The sequence below is a fragment of the Vibrio sp. G-C-1 genome, assembly GCF_021728015.1.
Lineage (GTDB): Bacteria > Pseudomonadota > Gammaproteobacteria > Enterobacterales > Vibrionaceae > Vibrio > Vibrio splendidus.
The window spans coordinates 1-15,744 of the sequence record NZ_JAKKCR010000012.1; the positions used below are offsets into that span (position 1 = coordinate 1).

18 protein-coding genes and 1 pseudogene are annotated in these 15,744 nt (G+C 43.2%); 6 read left to right on the forward strand and 13 right to left on the reverse strand.

Features of this window, described 5'->3' with window-relative positions; all coding sequences use genetic code 11:
• Window positions 1–188 precede the first annotated feature (188 nt).
• The 5 genes from L3V36_RS17110 to L3V36_RS17130 form a co-directional block, all read right to left on the reverse strand.
• Window positions 189–908 (reverse strand): type IV secretory system conjugative DNA transfer family protein, encoded by a 720-nt coding sequence (locus L3V36_RS17110; protein WP_237296695.1) that lies wholly within the window; start codon window positions 906–908, stop codon window positions 189–191.
• Window positions 877–1,365, reverse strand: coding sequence for a hypothetical protein (locus tag L3V36_RS17115; protein ID WP_237296697.1), 489 nt, complete (start codon window positions 1,363–1,365; stop codon window positions 877–879). The genes L3V36_RS17110 and L3V36_RS17115 overlap by 32 nt, the downstream gene beginning before the upstream one ends.
• Window positions 1,355–1,822: a hypothetical protein gene (locus L3V36_RS17120; RefSeq protein ID WP_237296698.1), complete on the reverse strand. Its 468-nt coding sequence runs from the start codon at window positions 1,820–1,822 to the stop codon at window positions 1,355–1,357. The genes L3V36_RS17115 and L3V36_RS17120 overlap by 11 nt, the downstream gene beginning before the upstream one ends.
• Complete coding sequence (locus L3V36_RS17125) at window positions 1,812–2,051, reverse strand: hypothetical protein (RefSeq protein ID WP_017100571.1); 240 nt, start codon at window positions 2,049–2,051, stop codon at window positions 1,812–1,814. The genes L3V36_RS17120 and L3V36_RS17125 overlap by 11 nt, the downstream gene beginning before the upstream one ends.
• Before the next feature lie 530 nt (window positions 2,052–2,581).
• A complete protein-coding gene (locus tag L3V36_RS17130; protein ID WP_208775668.1) occupies window positions 2,582–3,178 on the reverse strand; it encodes a hypothetical protein in 597 nt (198 codons plus the stop codon).
• Between the two features lie 151 nt (window positions 3,179–3,329).
• Between L3V36_RS17130 and L3V36_RS17135 the strand changes: the two genes are divergently transcribed.
• The 4 genes and pseudogenes from L3V36_RS17135 to L3V36_RS17150 all read left to right on the forward strand — a co-directional run bounded on the left by L3V36_RS17135 (window position 3,330) and on the right by L3V36_RS17150 (window position 6,161).
• Window positions 3,330–3,599 (forward strand): helix-turn-helix transcriptional regulator, encoded by a 270-nt coding sequence (locus L3V36_RS17135; protein ID WP_016787092.1) that lies wholly within the window; start codon window positions 3,330–3,332, stop codon window positions 3,597–3,599.
• 151 nt (window positions 3,600–3,750) lie between these two features.
• Window positions 3,751–4,269, forward strand: a pseudogene (locus L3V36_RS17140) (helix-turn-helix domain-containing protein); the annotation flags it as partial.
• Between the two features lie 345 nt (window positions 4,270–4,614).
• Window positions 4,615–5,214, forward strand: a complete 600-nt coding sequence (locus tag L3V36_RS17145) for a porin family protein (protein WP_102448272.1) — start codon at window positions 4,615–4,617, stop codon at window positions 5,212–5,214.
• Between the two features lie 344 nt (window positions 5,215–5,558).
• Complete coding sequence (locus L3V36_RS17150; protein WP_029406169.1) at window positions 5,559–6,161, forward strand: DUF2971 domain-containing protein; 603 nt, start codon at window positions 5,559–5,561, stop codon at window positions 6,159–6,161.
• A gap of 100 nt (window positions 6,162–6,261) precedes the next feature.
• On the opposite strand, the gene L3V36_RS17155 is transcribed toward L3V36_RS17150, so the two are convergent.
• The 4 genes from L3V36_RS17155 to matP all read right to left on the reverse strand — a co-directional run bounded on the left by L3V36_RS17155 (window position 6,262) and on the right by matP (window position 8,831).
• Window positions 6,262–7,482 carry a hypothetical protein gene (locus L3V36_RS17155; RefSeq protein WP_017094067.1) on the reverse strand — a complete coding sequence of 407 codons (1,221 nt, stop codon included), beginning with the start codon at window positions 7,480–7,482 and terminating at the stop codon, window positions 6,262–6,264.
• A gap of 144 nt (window positions 7,483–7,626) precedes the next feature.
• Complete coding sequence (locus L3V36_RS17160) at window positions 7,627–7,938, reverse strand: hypothetical protein (RefSeq protein WP_017094068.1); 312 nt, start codon at window positions 7,936–7,938, stop codon at window positions 7,627–7,629.
• Between the two features lie 105 nt (window positions 7,939–8,043).
• A complete protein-coding gene (locus L3V36_RS17165) occupies window positions 8,044–8,352 on the reverse strand; it encodes a DUF3634 family protein (protein WP_017082208.1) in 309 nt (102 codons plus the stop codon).
• 23 nt (window positions 8,353–8,375) lie between these two features.
• Window positions 8,376–8,831 (reverse strand): macrodomain Ter protein MatP, encoded by a 456-nt coding sequence (gene matP / locus L3V36_RS17170; RefSeq protein ID WP_004733655.1) that lies wholly within the window; start codon window positions 8,829–8,831, stop codon window positions 8,376–8,378.
• Window positions 8,832–9,019: 188 nt separating this feature from the next.
• On the opposite strand from matP, the gene L3V36_RS17175 reads away from it, so the two are divergent.
• Window positions 9,020–10,672: a Lon protease family protein gene (locus L3V36_RS17175; protein WP_102448273.1), complete on the forward strand. Its 1,653-nt coding sequence runs from the start codon at window positions 9,020–9,022 to the stop codon at window positions 10,670–10,672.
• Window positions 10,673–10,742: 70 nt separating this feature from the next.
• Window positions 10,743–11,258 (forward strand): bifunctional 3-hydroxydecanoyl-ACP dehydratase/trans-2-decenoyl-ACP isomerase, encoded by a 516-nt coding sequence (gene fabA / locus L3V36_RS17180; protein ID WP_010440782.1) that lies wholly within the window; start codon window positions 10,743–10,745, stop codon window positions 11,256–11,258.
• Window positions 11,259–11,507: 249 nt separating this feature from the next.
• On the opposite strand, the gene rmf is transcribed toward fabA, so the two are convergent.
• The 4 genes from rmf to L3V36_RS17200 all read right to left on the reverse strand — a co-directional run bounded on the left by rmf (window position 11,508) and on the right by L3V36_RS17200 (window position 15,736).
• Entirely contained in the window at window positions 11,508–11,681 is a 174-nt protein-coding gene (rmf, locus tag L3V36_RS17185) for a ribosome modulation factor (RefSeq protein WP_017074275.1), read from the reverse strand.
• A 160-nt stretch (window positions 11,682–11,841) separates the two neighbouring features.
• On the reverse strand, window positions 11,842–13,572 hold the full coding sequence (locus L3V36_RS17190) for a DUF3466 family protein (RefSeq protein WP_102448274.1): 1,731 nt from the start codon (window positions 13,570–13,572) through the stop codon (window positions 11,842–11,844).
• A gap of 9 nt (window positions 13,573–13,581) precedes the next feature.
• Window positions 13,582–15,498, reverse strand: coding sequence for an ABC transporter ATP-binding protein (locus L3V36_RS17195; protein WP_017088511.1), 1,917 nt, complete (start codon window positions 15,496–15,498; stop codon window positions 13,582–13,584).
• Entirely contained in the window at window positions 15,476–15,736 is a 261-nt protein-coding gene (locus tag L3V36_RS17200; RefSeq protein WP_017077217.1) for a glutaredoxin family protein, read from the reverse strand. The genes L3V36_RS17195 and L3V36_RS17200 overlap by 23 nt, the downstream gene beginning before the upstream one ends.
• Window positions 15,737–15,744: the final 8 nt, after the last annotated feature.

The window sequence follows — 15,744 nt, forward strand, 5'->3', positions numbered from 1 at the left end:
TTATTCACGGCAAAGACGATCGCACCCGTCGTTACCGCGGCAATTCCGGCGACAATCGCCACATTTTTCACGTTCAATCTCATGGGAGTTCCTTTAGAGTGATTGATGCTGATAACGTGGTGTATAGCGATGAAAATGACCAGTGCCTTTAACCTGTTAGGTTAAAAGTTAAACCTATTAGGTTACCGTCATCGCTTGGGGTAGATTTTCCCTTGCTCCCACTTGCCTAATCCCGGTGATTTAAGGATGTAATCGGCGAACTTTTTACGCCCTAAATGCTCCCTATCAACGCAGCTTTGCAACCCCAAAATGGCCTCCAGAGGGATATCAAAATAGTCTGCAATGTACTTGGCATTGCGCCGTGAGCTGACCGCGCCGACGTACACATATTTGGATTCATCGAGCACCGTCTTAGGCACTTCTTGTCCGCGCTGAAACGTCGCGTGCATCACCAATCCAAAGCCGCGGCCGCCCGTCCAGAGCTCACCGGCTAACCCATCGAGCTTTGAGGGCGTGTTGGTGAATTTGGCCAACTCTTCAATCACGCAATGCAGCTTTTTCGGATGCTGGCCATCGCCTAATGACCAGACCATGTTGGCAAACAGCTCGAGGTTCTCACGGGTTCGATCTTGCTCGACCAGGGCCAATCGAAACGCGGTCTTTTTCTTACGGGCAAACCACGCTTTCTGGTAGAACTCATCAAAGCTGTGGCACGCGTGCACGCGGCCGCCTTTGAGCGGCGCCTCGATGTGCTCACTGTACGGATCGAACATCACCACTTGAGACGAACGCTCAATGAAATTGAGCTGACGAATGGCGGTGGTTTTGCAGCTGCCCGTGGTGCCCATGTAACAAACATGCTCCGCATTGTGGGCGTTATTCTTGTTCACTGGATTGGGGAGCTTCACTGTCCACCTCCTGTGGTATTTCTGGCTCTGCCGTCTCTTGAGCTTGTTTGAGTTGGCGCACTTGTTTGGCACAGCCTCCAATCAAGGTCATCGACGCCATGGCAAACACAAACTCGCCTTGGTATTGGCCGAACCATTTCAATCCGGCGGGACCGTACTTCTGCAGCATGGGTGATGCAGCGTCTAACCACTGGTTACCGGCTCGGGTGTCGATTTCAAACGGCACATCAAACACACTGCCGATGGTCATCTCCACCACACCTAAACCATAAGAGAGCATCATGCGCGCATCTTCTTCACCGAAACCCAACGGCTCCGGCGAGGCTTCTTGCGTCTCTGACGGCTCGGCCTCGTCTTGCTCTCGGGCTTCACGTAAGGTTTCTACCGCTTCAACGGCTTGTTGGTCGCGTTCATCCAGTTCGTTCTCCACGGGCGTGAATGGGGCTTCATTGCTCATGCGTGACTCCTTTTTTCTTCGTTAAACCAAACCACAACAACGCACAGGTGCTTAACAGCAACAAAAATGACCAGCCTAATCGGGTAGTAACCGGCGCGGGTTGGTTATCGTTGGGTTTGTCGGGATTGCTTGAGCCCTTATCGGGCTTGGTTTCGTTCGGTTTTAAAGGGGTGTTTGGGTCGGGTTTCTTATTGGCACTGTCTTTATAGCCAGTAGTGGCTTTGTCTGGACTCGACACCATGTGGTTGTGCAACCAGTCTTGAAACGGTTTACCCGCACTTTGATTGGTTTTGCAACTGGGGCAAATCGTATAGAGCTGACCGAGACGGCGCTTATTCTTAGGCGGCTCGCCCCCTTCGATGAGCTTGTGCTCGCCGACGGCGTGCACGGTGCAGATCTCATCACAGCCATGCGTTGGGCACGCGATGTAACCTTTGACGGGATTCTTACTGGCCATGCGTCGCCTCCAGTTCGCACAAGCGAAGATGGAAATTGTTCATGAGGGATTTCAGCAAGTGGATGGTCGTCGCCACCTGTTGGCTGGCTTCTTCGGCCGCTTGGATCGCGACAAGGGGTTTCTTGAACGTGGGAACTGTGCTCCAGTCTGGCGCCGCTTGGGTCAGCCTTTGTTCAACGAGCTCAAGCTCTCTGACCAATTGTTGGTAGCTCTGTTGATGCGTAGTCATTGTGTTGTCCTCTGTCTCACGACGTTGGTGTGTCCCTGTCTCTCGACGTTAACCAATAGATTATAACAATTAAAATAGAAAACTTAATAGGTTTAAGTAATCAAACTGTGCACTTCGATTTCGCCTTTGCTTTCCTAATAGACCGTCGCGCAGCGACTCCATGGCCGTTGCAGCACACGCGCATACCGTGCTTATCGCTATGCTATCGAACGTCTCGCGACACAAGGCTCCAGCTCGCTGGCGAGCTCGATGAGCCGCTTCCTTTATTAAGTTATCCCCGTTTTTCACGGGGTAACAGTAACTGTCCCTTACATCTATCTTTAGATAGATCATTAGTCTTTAGACTATGCGTTGTGATCTCAAAGACTGACTTCATGGAGTAGTTATCGCCGTAAAACACCGCTTTGTGAAATGGTTATCCACAACGGAACAACCACCGCGTTCAATCGATGAAATTTGATGGGAATAAAGACGAAAAACCTCGAAAAATCGAGGTTCAGACGGATCGAGGTGCAGTTTGAGCTTTGATCTTAAGGCACAGTGCTGTCATGACGTTGAGTACTACGACGTGCAAACTTACGCAGTAACGTGATCGGTGTGAGGAGGTAACGGATGTGTACGCCAGTTGAGGCGGCCATTTTCTTGAGGTTCTTAGTCGCAGCTTGTTTGGCGTTCGCGTAAGCTAGGTCCAAACCGAGATCGCGGAAATACTTGTCAGTGATGCGCTTAATGGATGCCAATCCATACCAGTCGCCATTGATGTTCTCTCGAGGTTGCTTTGAGGTGATCCAGCCTCGATCTTTTGCGTAACTCACGCACTGTTTCACCCGCCATTCTGGTAAGCCGGTACCTTTGGCTGCATTCGCCCAAGTACGAAGCAAGAACCCGTTCGCGGTCGCTACTCCTACCTTACAAGTACGAAACTCCAACTCACTCACCAAGTAGTCCATCACTCGGCCAATATCGGTTAAGTATTGGCGTTGCGTCGACTTGCCCGAACGAGACAGCAGATAGTCATATTGGGACGGGTTCTCCAACAGCTTTCTCCAACGATCACGATTAAGTGCGGCCAATGGACGCGCACTTCGTTTGAAACTTTTGATAGGTGATCGATGACTGACATTCATTAAAGTGGTAGCAAACTATCGTTGCCTTCCTAGAGTATTAAACCTTTGACATAAATCACTCTACTGGAATTTATTTGCTACTGGCAAGCATGCCCCGTATGGCTTTGAAGCTAAATCCACCCCTACAATGAACGAAATATGAGGGATCATAATGGAACGCTTTACATACGAAAATGCGCTTTTGAATCGTACTAAAGCTAAGTTCGGTCTCACCTCAGAGTACCAACTAGCAAAAAAGCTGAATGTCGACCAATCAACCGTAAGAAACTGGCGGAATGGTCGGAATTCTATAGACTGGAAGATAGCTTTCCATATCGCAGGCTTGCTCCATGAAAGTGATCAAAATTTGGTCTGGGGTCTCATCGCCCACAAGATAAAAAACGAGAGAGTTATTAAGGTCTTAGAGGATTCAAGACCTTGAAAATTAACGTATTATGTATTTACCCGCATATACATAATACGCACTGAGCTTGTTAGAGCAATTTAGTAATGTCCGGTTTAAGCCATTTTAAAATGTCCTCCTAAGCTTACCTATATTGGTCTGATTAGAAGTTATCCGGATGCTTATTACTATGAGTGAAAAAGATATTCATCGATTCAAGGTTCTGACTGACGTACGTGAAAAACGACTACGCCAAGTTGACGCTGCTATCATTTTGAACCTGTCTGCGCGTCATATCCGACGTTTGGTAAACCAACTTGTCTCTCTTGGCGCGCAAAGTCTTACACACGCAGCGCGTGGACGCCCAAGTAATCGACGCTACTCAGAACATTTCAGAATTGAAATACTGAAACTTATCCGTGAGCATTACTCTGACTTCTCACCAACGTTCGCTCTGGAAAAACTGACTGAACTGCACAATCTATCAGTCTCTAAAGAAACACTCCGTCAATGGATGATCGCCGACGGACTGTGGCTGCCACATTCACAACGCAAACCTCGAGTCTATCAGCCTCGTTACCGTCGTGATTGCTTGGGTGAACTTATCCAAATTGACGGCTCCCATCATGACTGGTTTGAAGGCCGCAGCGACAAATGCTGCCTACTGGTGTTCATTGATGAAAGATTTAGTGAGACAGAATCTGCATTTGTAGACTGAAAAGACTTGGTTACTCTTTTCGCATAGATATAGCTATGCCAATCCGAACCACTATCTTTGATTTACTTGATGCTCAACAGTCATTATTGCCAGACGTTTCCATTCAAAACGTACTTCTATAAACAGCTTGGGTTAATAATAAGTTACAGTGCAACACAAATACTACTCGCCACTGTCTGGACTGTAGTACTTTGTCTCACAACTGCGATAATGACACTTCTATTACCAACAAGTCTTTAAAATCAGATATTTAGACTAGTTCTCGATTAGTTAGAGTACCTGTTGTTTGTTAACATATTCTGGAACTGAATAACTTACTATCTTAGAAGGCTTTACATGAAAATCAGTACAATCGCCCTATCGCTATTCACCGCTTTTGGCATCAGCTCGCAGGCGCTTGCTAGTGAAAACGAAAACTCACCTAGAGAGCATGGTCATTTTTATGCTGGTGTTGATATCGGCTTTTATAATGAAACTGAATTAGAATATAATGGCAGCGCTATTGAAGATTCATCTGATCTATCAGACTTTAGCTATACCTTGGTTGGAGGCTACGAATTCAATACGCACGATGTCGTCAAACTGGGACTAGAGGCCGAATACCGAAAAATCGGAAAAGTTAGCTATAGCGACTTAATGGATATTGAAGGCCAAGCTTTCTTCGTAAACATTAAACCAAAGTTTATTGTTCAAGGTGACGTCTTAGATCTGTATGTATCTCTATTAGCCGGTGTTGGCTCTATGGATATGGAAGCGAAAGCTTTTGGAGTCTCAGGCTCTAAGTCTGAAGCAGCCTACCAAGTTGGAGCTGAGCTTGGTGCGATAGTAACAGATAACATCGACATCCATATTGGTTACCGCTATGCAAACGTTGAAATAGAATCCATCGACGTGTCACCCCAAACCGCTTACTTAGGTGCAAGGTACCACTTCTAAACTTGATTCACTCGTAGGCTCAATACAATTAAAGCCGTCCTTTTAAAGTTCGGCTTTAATCTTGGTCACCTATTTACGCTTTCCCTGCCCAACCTCTACTTTAACAAGACAATTCAACCATAAATAAAGTTACGTTGTATCTTCCTAAAAAGCCACAACTTGAAAGCTTAGCCTTTATGCAAAACAAACCACTTAAACCGGTCACTATTTCGTGTTTAAATTTTGATCTATCAAACAGTTATGTCAATAAATTTGGTGATTGAGCAATCAAATGCTATGCATTCGGGTATGAGTTATGAATTAAAGTGTTAACATCAAGCAATGTTGTAAACTAGGTGTTTGATATGTTGCCTAAACTTTATAAGTTCAGATCTCTCCACGACAGAAACATACAATCTATTGCCGAATGTTCGTTATGGTTTGATTACGCTAAGACCTTTAATAACCCATTTGAGTCTAACCATCTGCTCGATAAAGAACTTCAAAACGATTTCAAGGTTATGTGTTTTTCTCAGTCAAGTGACCACCCAATACTATGGTCTCAGTATGGCGACAACTTTAAAGGCATGTGCATCGAGTATGATCTCAATTGTTATAATGGTGAGGCCAAGCTCGATTGCTTTGAAGTCCAGTATGAAGACGACCTAAGTATGTTCCGCTTAGAATCGTTGGGGGAATTCCAAACATCTGAATTGGAAGCAAAAATATTCAAGATAAAGCATTCTAATTGGCGTTACGAAAAGGAATATCGCTGGGTGTTGCCTGATGAGGAGATGCTCGGCAATAAGCTGTACCTTAATAGAGAATGCCTAAGTTCTGTAATCCTCTCTGAACACGCTCCTGCCGACAGGAAGCTTAAAGTTCTGATGACTTGCCAACGCCTTGGTATTCCCGTTAAACACGCAACAGCCAAACAAGAGTCGTTTACATTCGAAGTGGTCAGTTAAAATAATATAACCAACTGATTCTTATTAAAAATAACAGTACCCATCAAAAGTTACAGTGTAAGAGAAGGGGGCCGTATTTAATGTGGCTCCCTTCTCTTATTTACATATTCGTTGTCAGTTTTCCAGGCACTCTACTCTGCATTTGTTCAATTGTCGTTATAGACATTTGAACTGTGGAAAACCAATAAGGGCGATGCTTAACGTTAAACAATTCGCTGTTATCTAACGCTTCAAAAATAGAAAACTTTCTTCCCTGAGCGAGAGCTGCACCATAAACTGTTCGCTCTAGCACGGGAATATCATTCACTTCCTCTAGAAGCGCCTCCTTTATAAATTGGTTACCCGGGCTCCAATCTATAAACTCAACAAAATTTTTGAGTAGCTTAAGATCCAATTGATCTACCATGGTCTCGAGAAACTGTGTGTTTGGGAGGATTTCAGTACAAGCATAATACTCATCATGCTTGTCACTTGCTTCACGATAGCCAAGCATCGTTTTTACCAATGCATCTTCAAATATTGAAGAAAAATGGTTACAAATCAAAAACAAAGGCAGAACCCTCAAAACACCCAGTAGAATACCGACGTTAGGATCCTTTATCGACGTGTCTTGAAGTCGAATTCGAGTCGCATTAGAAGTTACGACTAAATGTTGCCAAACCTTAGGAGTAATGTGTTTGATGTTAGCATCGTTCCATTTAATTAGTTTCTGGCTCATTAGTAATGGAAACAATAAACGACAGTTGTCTATACCTACCTGCTGTGCTGCAACCTTAGGGTCGAGAATCACCTTAGACTTTCTACCGTATTTCTCAGAAAACTCCGGATTGGAAACAAACTCTATTAAATTTGAACTCAACAATTTGCTCGTATCTAAAACCTGATGGATCTTAGAAAAGTTTAAGGATGGCGTATACGCAACACTAGCAAACTGGTTGTAGTCTGGTAGCTCTGAAAACAATGTGCTTATTAAGGTCCCTTGAAGCTTCTCAAGCATAAGCGCAGTGGCGGCATTACTGACATCATCGACCACGTAGCGCAATGTTTGTTGCTTCGCGACGACTTTCTCACGATGAGCGTTAACTCTATCTTGTTCACAACGCAATAGAATACGTTGATTGCGAGATATGCGGTCAGATTCATCAAATATAACGCTATCACAGTATTTATTTTCCAAACTCAGTAATGTATCTACCGTAGATTGCTCGAGTTTATATTCCGGTGAGATCAGCCACCGATTAAAGCGAGCCTCAACATTGATTGAGACTTTTCTAGATATCTCAATCACTTCAGGGGTGTAATTTTTATGTGCTAACAACAACCGTGATTTTCCTTTGCCCTAAATGCTCTTTTATCGGCATACTCTGCCTTTATAATAAAACTAATATTAATAGAAATTAGAGATTGGTTCACGTAATTGTTTCAATAAAATTAAGATCATTTAGTTATAGTGCATGATGTCGGATTATTCTGAGATATGGAGGCGGATGTACTTTTCAGGAAAGCTGTATTTGAACTTTTTCTTCCTCGGTAAGTGCTTTTTAGCTTGTTTGCATACTTTGCTATCGCCAGATGCCCTAACCTTTTTAATTCTGGCAAAACCTTTAGAGTGCTTCATTTCTATCATCAGGTCGCAATAACCATCAAAATCAATATTACTCTTGTTGAGCCCTTCCAGCACTGTGGCTTTGATTTTTTTGGCTACGGGGTTAACCAATGCATCGTCGGCAAAAACTAATGGGGATAAAAAACACGACAGAAATATTAGATATCTCATACTGCTCTCTCTTTATTGGGGGGGAGAACAGTATGCTTACAGTTTAGGGGGATTAAGAATTAACTAAGTATGACGTTTTACCAGATAACTCGTAATTCTCGATAATTACGCTTTCTTTGAACCTTTGGATTTAAATCCATTATGCGGAAATACGTTACGAATACGTTGTTGAACGCTTTTAGGTACATCTTTAGTAAATTTGAGATTGTAACCAGAGCGCTTCGCATACACTTTCAACTCACCCTTGAAGGAATTATTGTGGCCAATTTCTTGAAGGTTGTGCTTAAAGCTCGGTGGAAGATGACCTTTAACTTGTTCGATCGCCCCGTCACTAAATTTGATTTTCAATACCGGCCGATCAACTGCGACTAACCAAAAAACCAACGCTGCACCAATTAAGATTACATACATCATAATGTCACCACTACTGTTGACGGTTATTTATCGTCAGAAAGGAGCTTACTCAAATCTTCTTTAAGGCTAGTAACTGTCTTGCTGGCCTGCTCACTTCGAGACGCTTCGCTAACCAAATACTCTATCGCATCAGATAACGTACAACCAAGTTCGTTTGCTCGTTGAGATAACTTCTCCCAGACTCGATAATCAAGATCGATAGACTTCTTTTTAGTATGAACTTGCTCAGCGTTGAAATGGCGCTTACGTTTGGCTCTGATCGCTTGCTTGAGTTTGTTATCAAGCTCAGGCGACATGTTATTTGAGATCCACTCAAGAACCCCTGTAGGTTGGTGTTCTAGCTCCAACAAAGCTTTCACGGCAACATCAGCTTCACTTGAATCTATATGGCAAGTGATCGAATCACCTTCTTTCCATTTTTTTACCAAGTAGTTCCATTTCCAACCACATTCTAAATTTTCAAGCTGCTGATATTTCATGTCTAATCTCGAGAGTTAACCTAGTGACAGCGTAACCCAGAATAGGTCACTTAACAATTGTTGTCTTGAAAGAATAGACCAAGATCATACTTATATTAGCTTAGTGTTTAGTAACTACAACATAGACCTATATGAGTCCTCGGTTTTTCTATATACTCCCTACCTTATTATCATAATCAGACATTTAAATGACTCAAGTAGATTGGCGACATGTAACGCCTCAGTACGATGAATATAGCGCTCAACTAGAGCAATTCCCTGACATCTCTCCTTTCACATTCTCAGATATTCAACATAGATTTAGAGATGCGCTAACCCGTTTTGTACGCCTATCCAATCTTTCACGAGTTCTACTTGTTAATGCGCCTGACAACTCAATCTATCGTCAACTTATCGTTGAATCTTTGACGACAGAATTAAAAGACGATGCTCAGCCTGTTATAAAAACCGAATCTTTAAATGCAGCCGCTTTATTTGACCAAGTTCAGTCTAAAAATGGTGAAATTGTAGCGACAAAGCCAGGTCTACTTTCTAGAGCGAACAATGGTTACCTCATTGTCTCAGCGAATCTGATCCTTGCAAATCCAGGAAGTTGGTTGTTATTGAAATCCGCACTTCTCGGTGAAGCAGTCGAACCAATTAGCAGTTTTCCAGAGCATCTAAATCAAACGCCTATCGCTGCACTGACATACAACATTAAGTTGATTGTTGTCGGAGACCGCGCTCAACTTGGTGATCTGGATTATCTAGATGGCGATATTCAAACAGGGTTTTGTCTATTCAGTGAAATAGAACAAGATATTAAGCTTTCACGCGATACTTTGACCCAATATCTTGGGTATCTAAGATGGCTTCAGCAACGTTATAACCTCCCATACATTACGCAACAGGCACTAATTGGGATTCTTACCGCTGGTGCGCGTGAGACTGAAGATCAGAGCTATATCCCTTTATGCCCTATTTGGCACAATGCGCTATTGAGCGAAGCTTTAGTTGAAGCGGACAATGGTGACATTGATATTCACCATATTCAGCAAGCTCAACAACACAAATACAACCGCGAGTCTTACCTTCCTGAACGTGCTCTCGATGATATTCGAGATGGCCAAGTCATCATCGAAACTGAGGGTGAACAAGTAGGTCAAGTTAATGGTCTGACTGTTATCGATGTACCGGGACACCCAATATCGTATGGTGAACCAGCTCGTATTTCCTGTGTTATTCACTTTGGCGATGGTGACATTACCGATGTAGAAAGAAAAGCAGAGCTTGGTGGCAACCTTCACGCTAAAGGCATGATGATCATGCAAGCGTTCGTAAGCAGCGCGCTAAACCTTGAAGATCCGTTGCCATATGCTGCTTCTGTTGTGTTTGAGCAATCATACTGCGAGGTTGATGGCGATAGCGCTTCCCTTGCTGAGCTTTGCTCTCTGGTAAGTGCTTTGTCGGAATATCCTATCAATCAACAAATAGCGGTAACCGGTGCTGTCGACCAATTCGGCCGTGTACAAGCCGTTGGTGGGCTAAACGAGAAAATCGAAGGCTTCTACCATGTGTGTAAACACAATGGGCTAACTGGCGAACAAGGTGTGATCCTTCCAAGATCTAACTTAAGACACCTTGCTCTGAAGCCAGACCTAATTGAAAGCATCAAAAACAAAGAGTTCCATATCTGGTCTGTGTCTAATGTAGATGAAGCGATTCCTCTTATTATGAACGCACCATTTAGGGACGAAGAACAAGAAAGCGTTCTGAGTAAAATCGCGGAACGTATTGAAAACTTTGAAAGACATGAGCACCCTATTGGAATCGTTGGACGCATTAAAAACTGGTTTGTCTAGTACTGATCGGACTTGTTTAGCGTACACCTGTTCACTAATATGCACCTATCAAAAATCGGAGTAATTGATAATGCAAAACAAACGTGATTCTTACACTCGCGAAGATCTTCTAGCATCAAGCCAAGGCGAACTATGGCCAGAAGGTCCTCAACTACCAGCACCGAACATGTTGATGATGGATCGCATCACTAAAATGTCTGAGACTGAAGGTGATTTCGGTAAAGGTTTGATTCTTGCTGAACTGGATATTACTCCTGACCTATGGTTCTTCGACTGTCACTTCCCTGGCGACCCAGTAATGCCTGGTTGTCTAGGCCTTGATGCAATGTGGCAGCTTGTTGGCTTCTACCTTGGTTGGGTTGGCGGCAAAGGTAAAGGCCGTGCTCTAGGTGTTGGTGAAGTTAAATTCACTGGCCAAATCTTACCTACGGCTAAAAAAGTAACTTACGAAATTCACATGAAGCGTGTTGTTAACCGTCGCCTAGTAATGGGGCTTGCAGACGGTCGCGTTCTTGTTGATGGTAAAGAGATCTATGTTGCTAAAGATTTGAAAGTTGGTCTTTTCCAAGACACATCAGCATTCTAGTCTAATAGTTAGATTTTTAATAAAGCAGCCAATGGTTGCTTTATTTTCATTCCAATATTTTTAGTTATAGTGCGTTAAAGTGTAACTAAGTAACTCTCATCAATTATATGTCCACCAGCGAAACAATCTTAAATCACTTTCTAAGCAGCCTGTTCTCGGTTTATAAGGCCTTGTATGGTTATCAAAAACTAACAAGGCTCCAGCTGTTATACAACATGGAGCCTTGACCTTTGAATATGTTCGCCCTATCTACTTATAGAGACCTGAATGCTTATCATCTTTGGCATCACGCCAACCACCTAACCAATACGATTTAGAATCCATTTGGCTGTATGGGCAAGCTTCTTGTGACCTGCCATTTAAACCAGCTTTGTAACCTTGAGATTGTGCTCGTTCTAGGCGATCACGCTTTTGTCTCTTCATAGTGCAGTCCTCATACGGGTGTTCGTTTACTAACATACAATGATTACAACTTCGTGGAGCCTTGTTGACTCCAACTTTAAGAATCGACCATATTTGTACTTTTCTCAAGGCGAAAAAAAGCCCGAGTTCAGAATTGTGAACTCGGGCTCAAGAGATAAAATTATTTAAATTTTCTACGGAACCCTAACAGGCCAAGCACAGTCAAACCTAACCAACCTAACCCAGCACCTTGGCGGTCAACTTTTTCTGTGTCTGTACTACGAGTCTGGATATCTTCTTCAGTAGCACCGCTAATAGGAACCAACTTAACCGCGACAACCTCTTCAACTGCGTTGGAAGCAGCTCCGCCACAGTAGGAGTTATGTGCAGTTGTGTCATAAGGTTGCGCTGCGCCATTTACAGTACACTTAATGGCAGTTCCCGATATAACACCAGCATCATTAATGTCTGTTGCATCGATCACACGGAAAAAATTATTAGCGTTAGAATAGTCCTGACCATCAGTATTAGCACCATTAGTTAAGTCATCTAACCACCATGATTTGCTGCGAAAAACCCCAGCGTAACGTTCCGTTAACGTACCTGAAACATCATCAGATTTATAGGGATAAATAAAACCGCGGTGTCGACGCTCACTGCCATCTACTTCTCGAATCGTCTCAGCATCAATCTGCCCGACAAATTCATTAAAATTGTTTACCGCTTTTGCTTCACCACCAGATCCAGTAAAGAAAATACCACCGGATAAGAATGTTGCACTAGGATTAGAAGCATCTTTAACAAAGAAAGCTTTGTTGGCTGCACTTCCACTTTCAGGAACATATCCATTTCGCTTCGCGTAACCTATAGCCAACAGGTTCTTGTTTATATCTGTAACTACAGAATTACTATATCTAGCATCATCATTGGATGAGCCAGAATTCACCTGTACACCACTAACCTGTGTAGTAGTCCATTTGGCACTGGTAAGATCTAATGAGTCACTCACAAAAACACTGGCATTCATGTCTTGTAAATCGCCATTACCATCTACAGTGTTATAGCCTACACCGTAAAAAAGAGAGTTTGACTCGGTAATTGAGCGCATGCTGCCTTGGGCAAAGTAATCACCTTGTTGGGCGTTGCCACCTCTGACCCAATCAATTTCTTCTGTATTAGTTCCATCCCAGATTGCTGCTTTTGAGCTAAACGTTGTATCTGAAGTGTCTGTTTTAGGGCCTTTCGTAGATACACTACCTACGTTATAAACATTACCGTTACTTGCTGTGATAGCTCTCCATGCACGAGTTTCTGAACTTCCGGCAGGTGCAGCTGTCGTCGTAAACAGCGCGTTATTGCGGATATCACCTTCAGATTTAACACCTAGTGGTTGAGCATTATCGTCTAGAGAGTTAATAACCGTATTACGGCTCTCAAATGTGGCGCCTCCCTCAACAAAAGCTTTGGCATTAACGTGAGTAAGATCATTTCTTTCCTTATTCCAAGTATCGTTCCAACGATTTTGAGCCCAACTCTCACATGTAGAATATCTTAGCTCTCTAAAACAATAGTTTTCAAAATCATCGAATTCTTGAATATATTGAAATGGAGCATCCATTGCGAATGGAACTTCTTCACGGTAACTAACAGCTTCAACGGTGTTACGTGTCTCTCCAGCAAGTTTAAATGTACTATCCGCGCAGTTAGCCGCGTTTGAATCAAAACACCCTTTTGCAAGCTCTACATTACCAGCATCTTTTGCAACGCCAGGCTGAATTGCGACACCAAAAATTTCAGATGCACCTGTAATAGAAGTCGTCACTTCAACTACCTTGTAAAGCGCAGCATTCGCATTAGTTGCAGCCAAAACTAGGGCTGCAACTGTTGTTAATTTAAATTTAGTACAAGTCATTATTACTTCTTAACTTTCCTGTTGTAGTGCCTCGAGCTCTTCCCAGCGCTCAAAAGCAACTTCAAGCTCCTGCTCTACTGCAGATAGCTTATCTAATACTGGTTGTGTCTGCTCTACAGATTTTGAAAAGAAGCTTGGATCGTTGACTTCTTCCTGAAGAGTTTCAATTTGAGTTTCCAATTCTTCTAAACGCATTGGTAGCGCTTCTAGTTCTCGTTGTAGCTTATACGATAACTTCTTAGGTTTAGTTTTAACTGGCGCAGTTTTGGGAGTTTCCTCAACAACTTTTTCAGTCTTTGCTGGCTTTTCAACCTGACGATACTCAAGTGCTTGTGCTCTTTGCTTCTGAGCATCATGGTAACCACCAACAAACTCTTCAACTACACCGTTACCTTCAAATATCCAACTCGTCATTACCGTATTATCAACGAACTGACGATCGTGGCTCACGAGAAGCAACGTACCCTCATAGTTGGCAAGCAAATCTTCTAAAAGTTCCAATGTTTCGATATCTAAATCATTGGTAGGCTCATCGAGAATCAACAAGTTATTCGATTTAAGGAAAATACGAGCCAATAACAATCGGTTTTTCTCGCCACCAGACAGTGCTTTAACAGGGGTACGAGCACGTTTAGGAGAGAACAAGAAATCTTGTAAGTAGCTCAATGCGTGACGCTCACGCCCGCCTACAGTCACTTCTTGCTTACCATCCGCTAGGTTATCAATCACCGACTTCTCAGGGTCTAGAATTTCACGGTATTGGTCGAAGTAAGCCACTTCCAGCTTAGTACCGCAATGCAAGCGACCTGAATCGGGTTTAAGTTGATCAAGAAGCAGTTTAAGCACCGTACTCTTACCACAGCCATTTGGCCCGATAAGTGCGATGCGATCACCGCGCATGATGTTGAAGCTAAAGTCTGTAACGATCTCTTTGCCTTCAAATGCAAAGTTAAGGTTCTCTGCTTCAAATACGATTTTACCTGAACGTGCAGACGTATCGATTTGGATATTCGCTTTACCTTGTACTTCACGACGATCTTGACGCTCTTCACGAAGCTTTTTAAGAGCACGAACACGGCCTTCATTACGCGTACGACGCGCTTTGATGCCTTGACGAATCCAAACTTCTTCTTGCGCTAGCTTTTTGTCAAATTCTGCGTTTTGCATCTCTTCAACACGTAGCGCTTCTTCTTTCTCTAGCAAGTAGTTGTCGTAGTCACCAGGGAAAGAACTTAGCTTGCCACGGTCAAGGTCGACAATGCGTGTTGCCATTGATTTAATAAAAGCACGGTCATGCGAGATAAAGATGATTGAACCACGGAAGTCTTTTAAGAAAGCTTCTAACCATTCGATCGTTGCTACGTCTAAGTGGTTGGTAGGCTCATCAAGCAGTAATACATCTGGGTCACATACAAGCGCACGTGCAAGTGCGGCTTTACGTTGCCAACCACCTGACAGTTCCGTCAGTTTAGTATTTGCTGTTAGTTTAAGTGCAGCAAGAACATTACTTACGCGATCTTCAAAACGCCAAGCATTTGCATGATCCAATTTTTCTTGAACGCGAGTAAGGCGATTTAAATTCTTTTCGCTAGGATCTTCTGCAATCACATCAAGTAAGTTGTGGTATTCCTTAAGCAGCTCACCTACCTCAGCTAAACCACCCGAGACGTATTCGTAAACAGAACCTTGTTCATTACGCGGTGGATCTTGCTCTAGACGAGATACAACCACATCTTGTGTAATCTGCATCTTGCCGTCATCCATGATGATGTTGCCAGACAAAATCTTCATCAACGTTGATTTGCCTGCACCATTACGGCCAACCAAACACACACGTTCGTTTTCTTGCAGTGCGAAATCCGCACCATCTAATAATGGGTGATCGCCAAACGCTAATTGCCCATTATGAATTGTAAGTAATGCCATTCTTCTTTAACCAATCGTTAAGTTCTAACAAGCCAAAAGGCCAGTTAAGCTCTGAGTGTTTAGACAAGTCAGAGCTTTCAAATTTGAGTACCGGAATAGTGACCCCGTAACGGGAGAAGAGCTCATCATCCAATGCGATATCCACCACATTGATCTGATGACTTATATTCAGCTGTTCCGTGAGTTTGAATGCCATCTCACATAGATGGCACCCTTCTGTACTGTAGAGAGTCAGCACTATATATC

Excerpts from the sequence above, each read along its gene's own strand:
- rmf (WP_017074275.1), bottom strand. The coding sequence starts at position 11,681 with ATGAAGAGACAAAAGCGTGATCGCCTAGAACGAGCACAATCTCAAGGT.
- matP (WP_004733655.1), bottom strand. The coding sequence starts at position 8,831 with ATGAAATATCAGCAGCTTGAAAATTTAGAATGTGGTTGGAAATGGAAC.
- L3V36_RS17165 (WP_017082208.1), bottom strand. The coding sequence starts at position 8,352 with ATGATGTATGTAATCTTAATTGGTGCAGCGTTGGTTTTTTGGTTAGTC.
- L3V36_RS17125 (WP_017100571.1), bottom strand. The coding sequence starts at position 2,051 with ATGACTACGCATCAACAGAGCTACCAACAATTGGTCAGAGAGCTTGAG.
- L3V36_RS17195 (WP_017088511.1), bottom strand. The coding sequence starts at position 15,498 with ATGGCATTACTTACAATTCATAATGGGCAATTAGCGTTTGGCGATCAC.
- L3V36_RS17190 (WP_102448274.1), bottom strand. The coding sequence starts at position 13,572 with ATGACTTGTACTAAATTTAAATTAACAACAGTTGCAGCCCTAGTTTTG.
- L3V36_RS17135 (WP_016787092.1), top strand. The coding sequence starts at position 3,330 with ATGGAACGCTTTACATACGAAAATGCGCTTTTGAATCGTACTAAAGCT.
- L3V36_RS17150 (WP_029406169.1), top strand. The coding sequence starts at position 5,559 with ATGTTGCCTAAACTTTATAAGTTCAGATCTCTCCACGACAGAAACATA.
- fabA (WP_010440782.1), top strand. The coding sequence starts at position 10,743 with ATGCAAAACAAACGTGATTCTTACACTCGCGAAGATCTTCTAGCATCA.
- L3V36_RS17115 (WP_237296697.1), bottom strand. The coding sequence starts at position 1,365 with ATGAGCAATGAAGCCCCATTCACGCCCGTGGAGAACGAACTGGATGAA.
- L3V36_RS17130 (WP_208775668.1), bottom strand. The coding sequence starts at position 3,178 with ATGAATGTCAGTCATCGATCACCTATCAAAAGTTTCAAACGAAGTGCG.
- L3V36_RS17160 (WP_017094068.1), bottom strand. The coding sequence starts at position 7,938 with ATGAGATATCTAATATTTCTGTCGTGTTTTTTATCCCCATTAGTTTTT.
- L3V36_RS17175 (WP_102448273.1), top strand. The coding sequence starts at position 9,020 with ATGACTCAAGTAGATTGGCGACATGTAACGCCTCAGTACGATGAATAT.
- L3V36_RS17145 (WP_102448272.1), top strand. The coding sequence starts at position 4,615 with ATGAAAATCAGTACAATCGCCCTATCGCTATTCACCGCTTTTGGCATC.
- L3V36_RS17120 (WP_237296698.1), bottom strand. The coding sequence starts at position 1,822 with ATGGCCAGTAAGAATCCCGTCAAAGGTTACATCGCGTGCCCAACGCAT.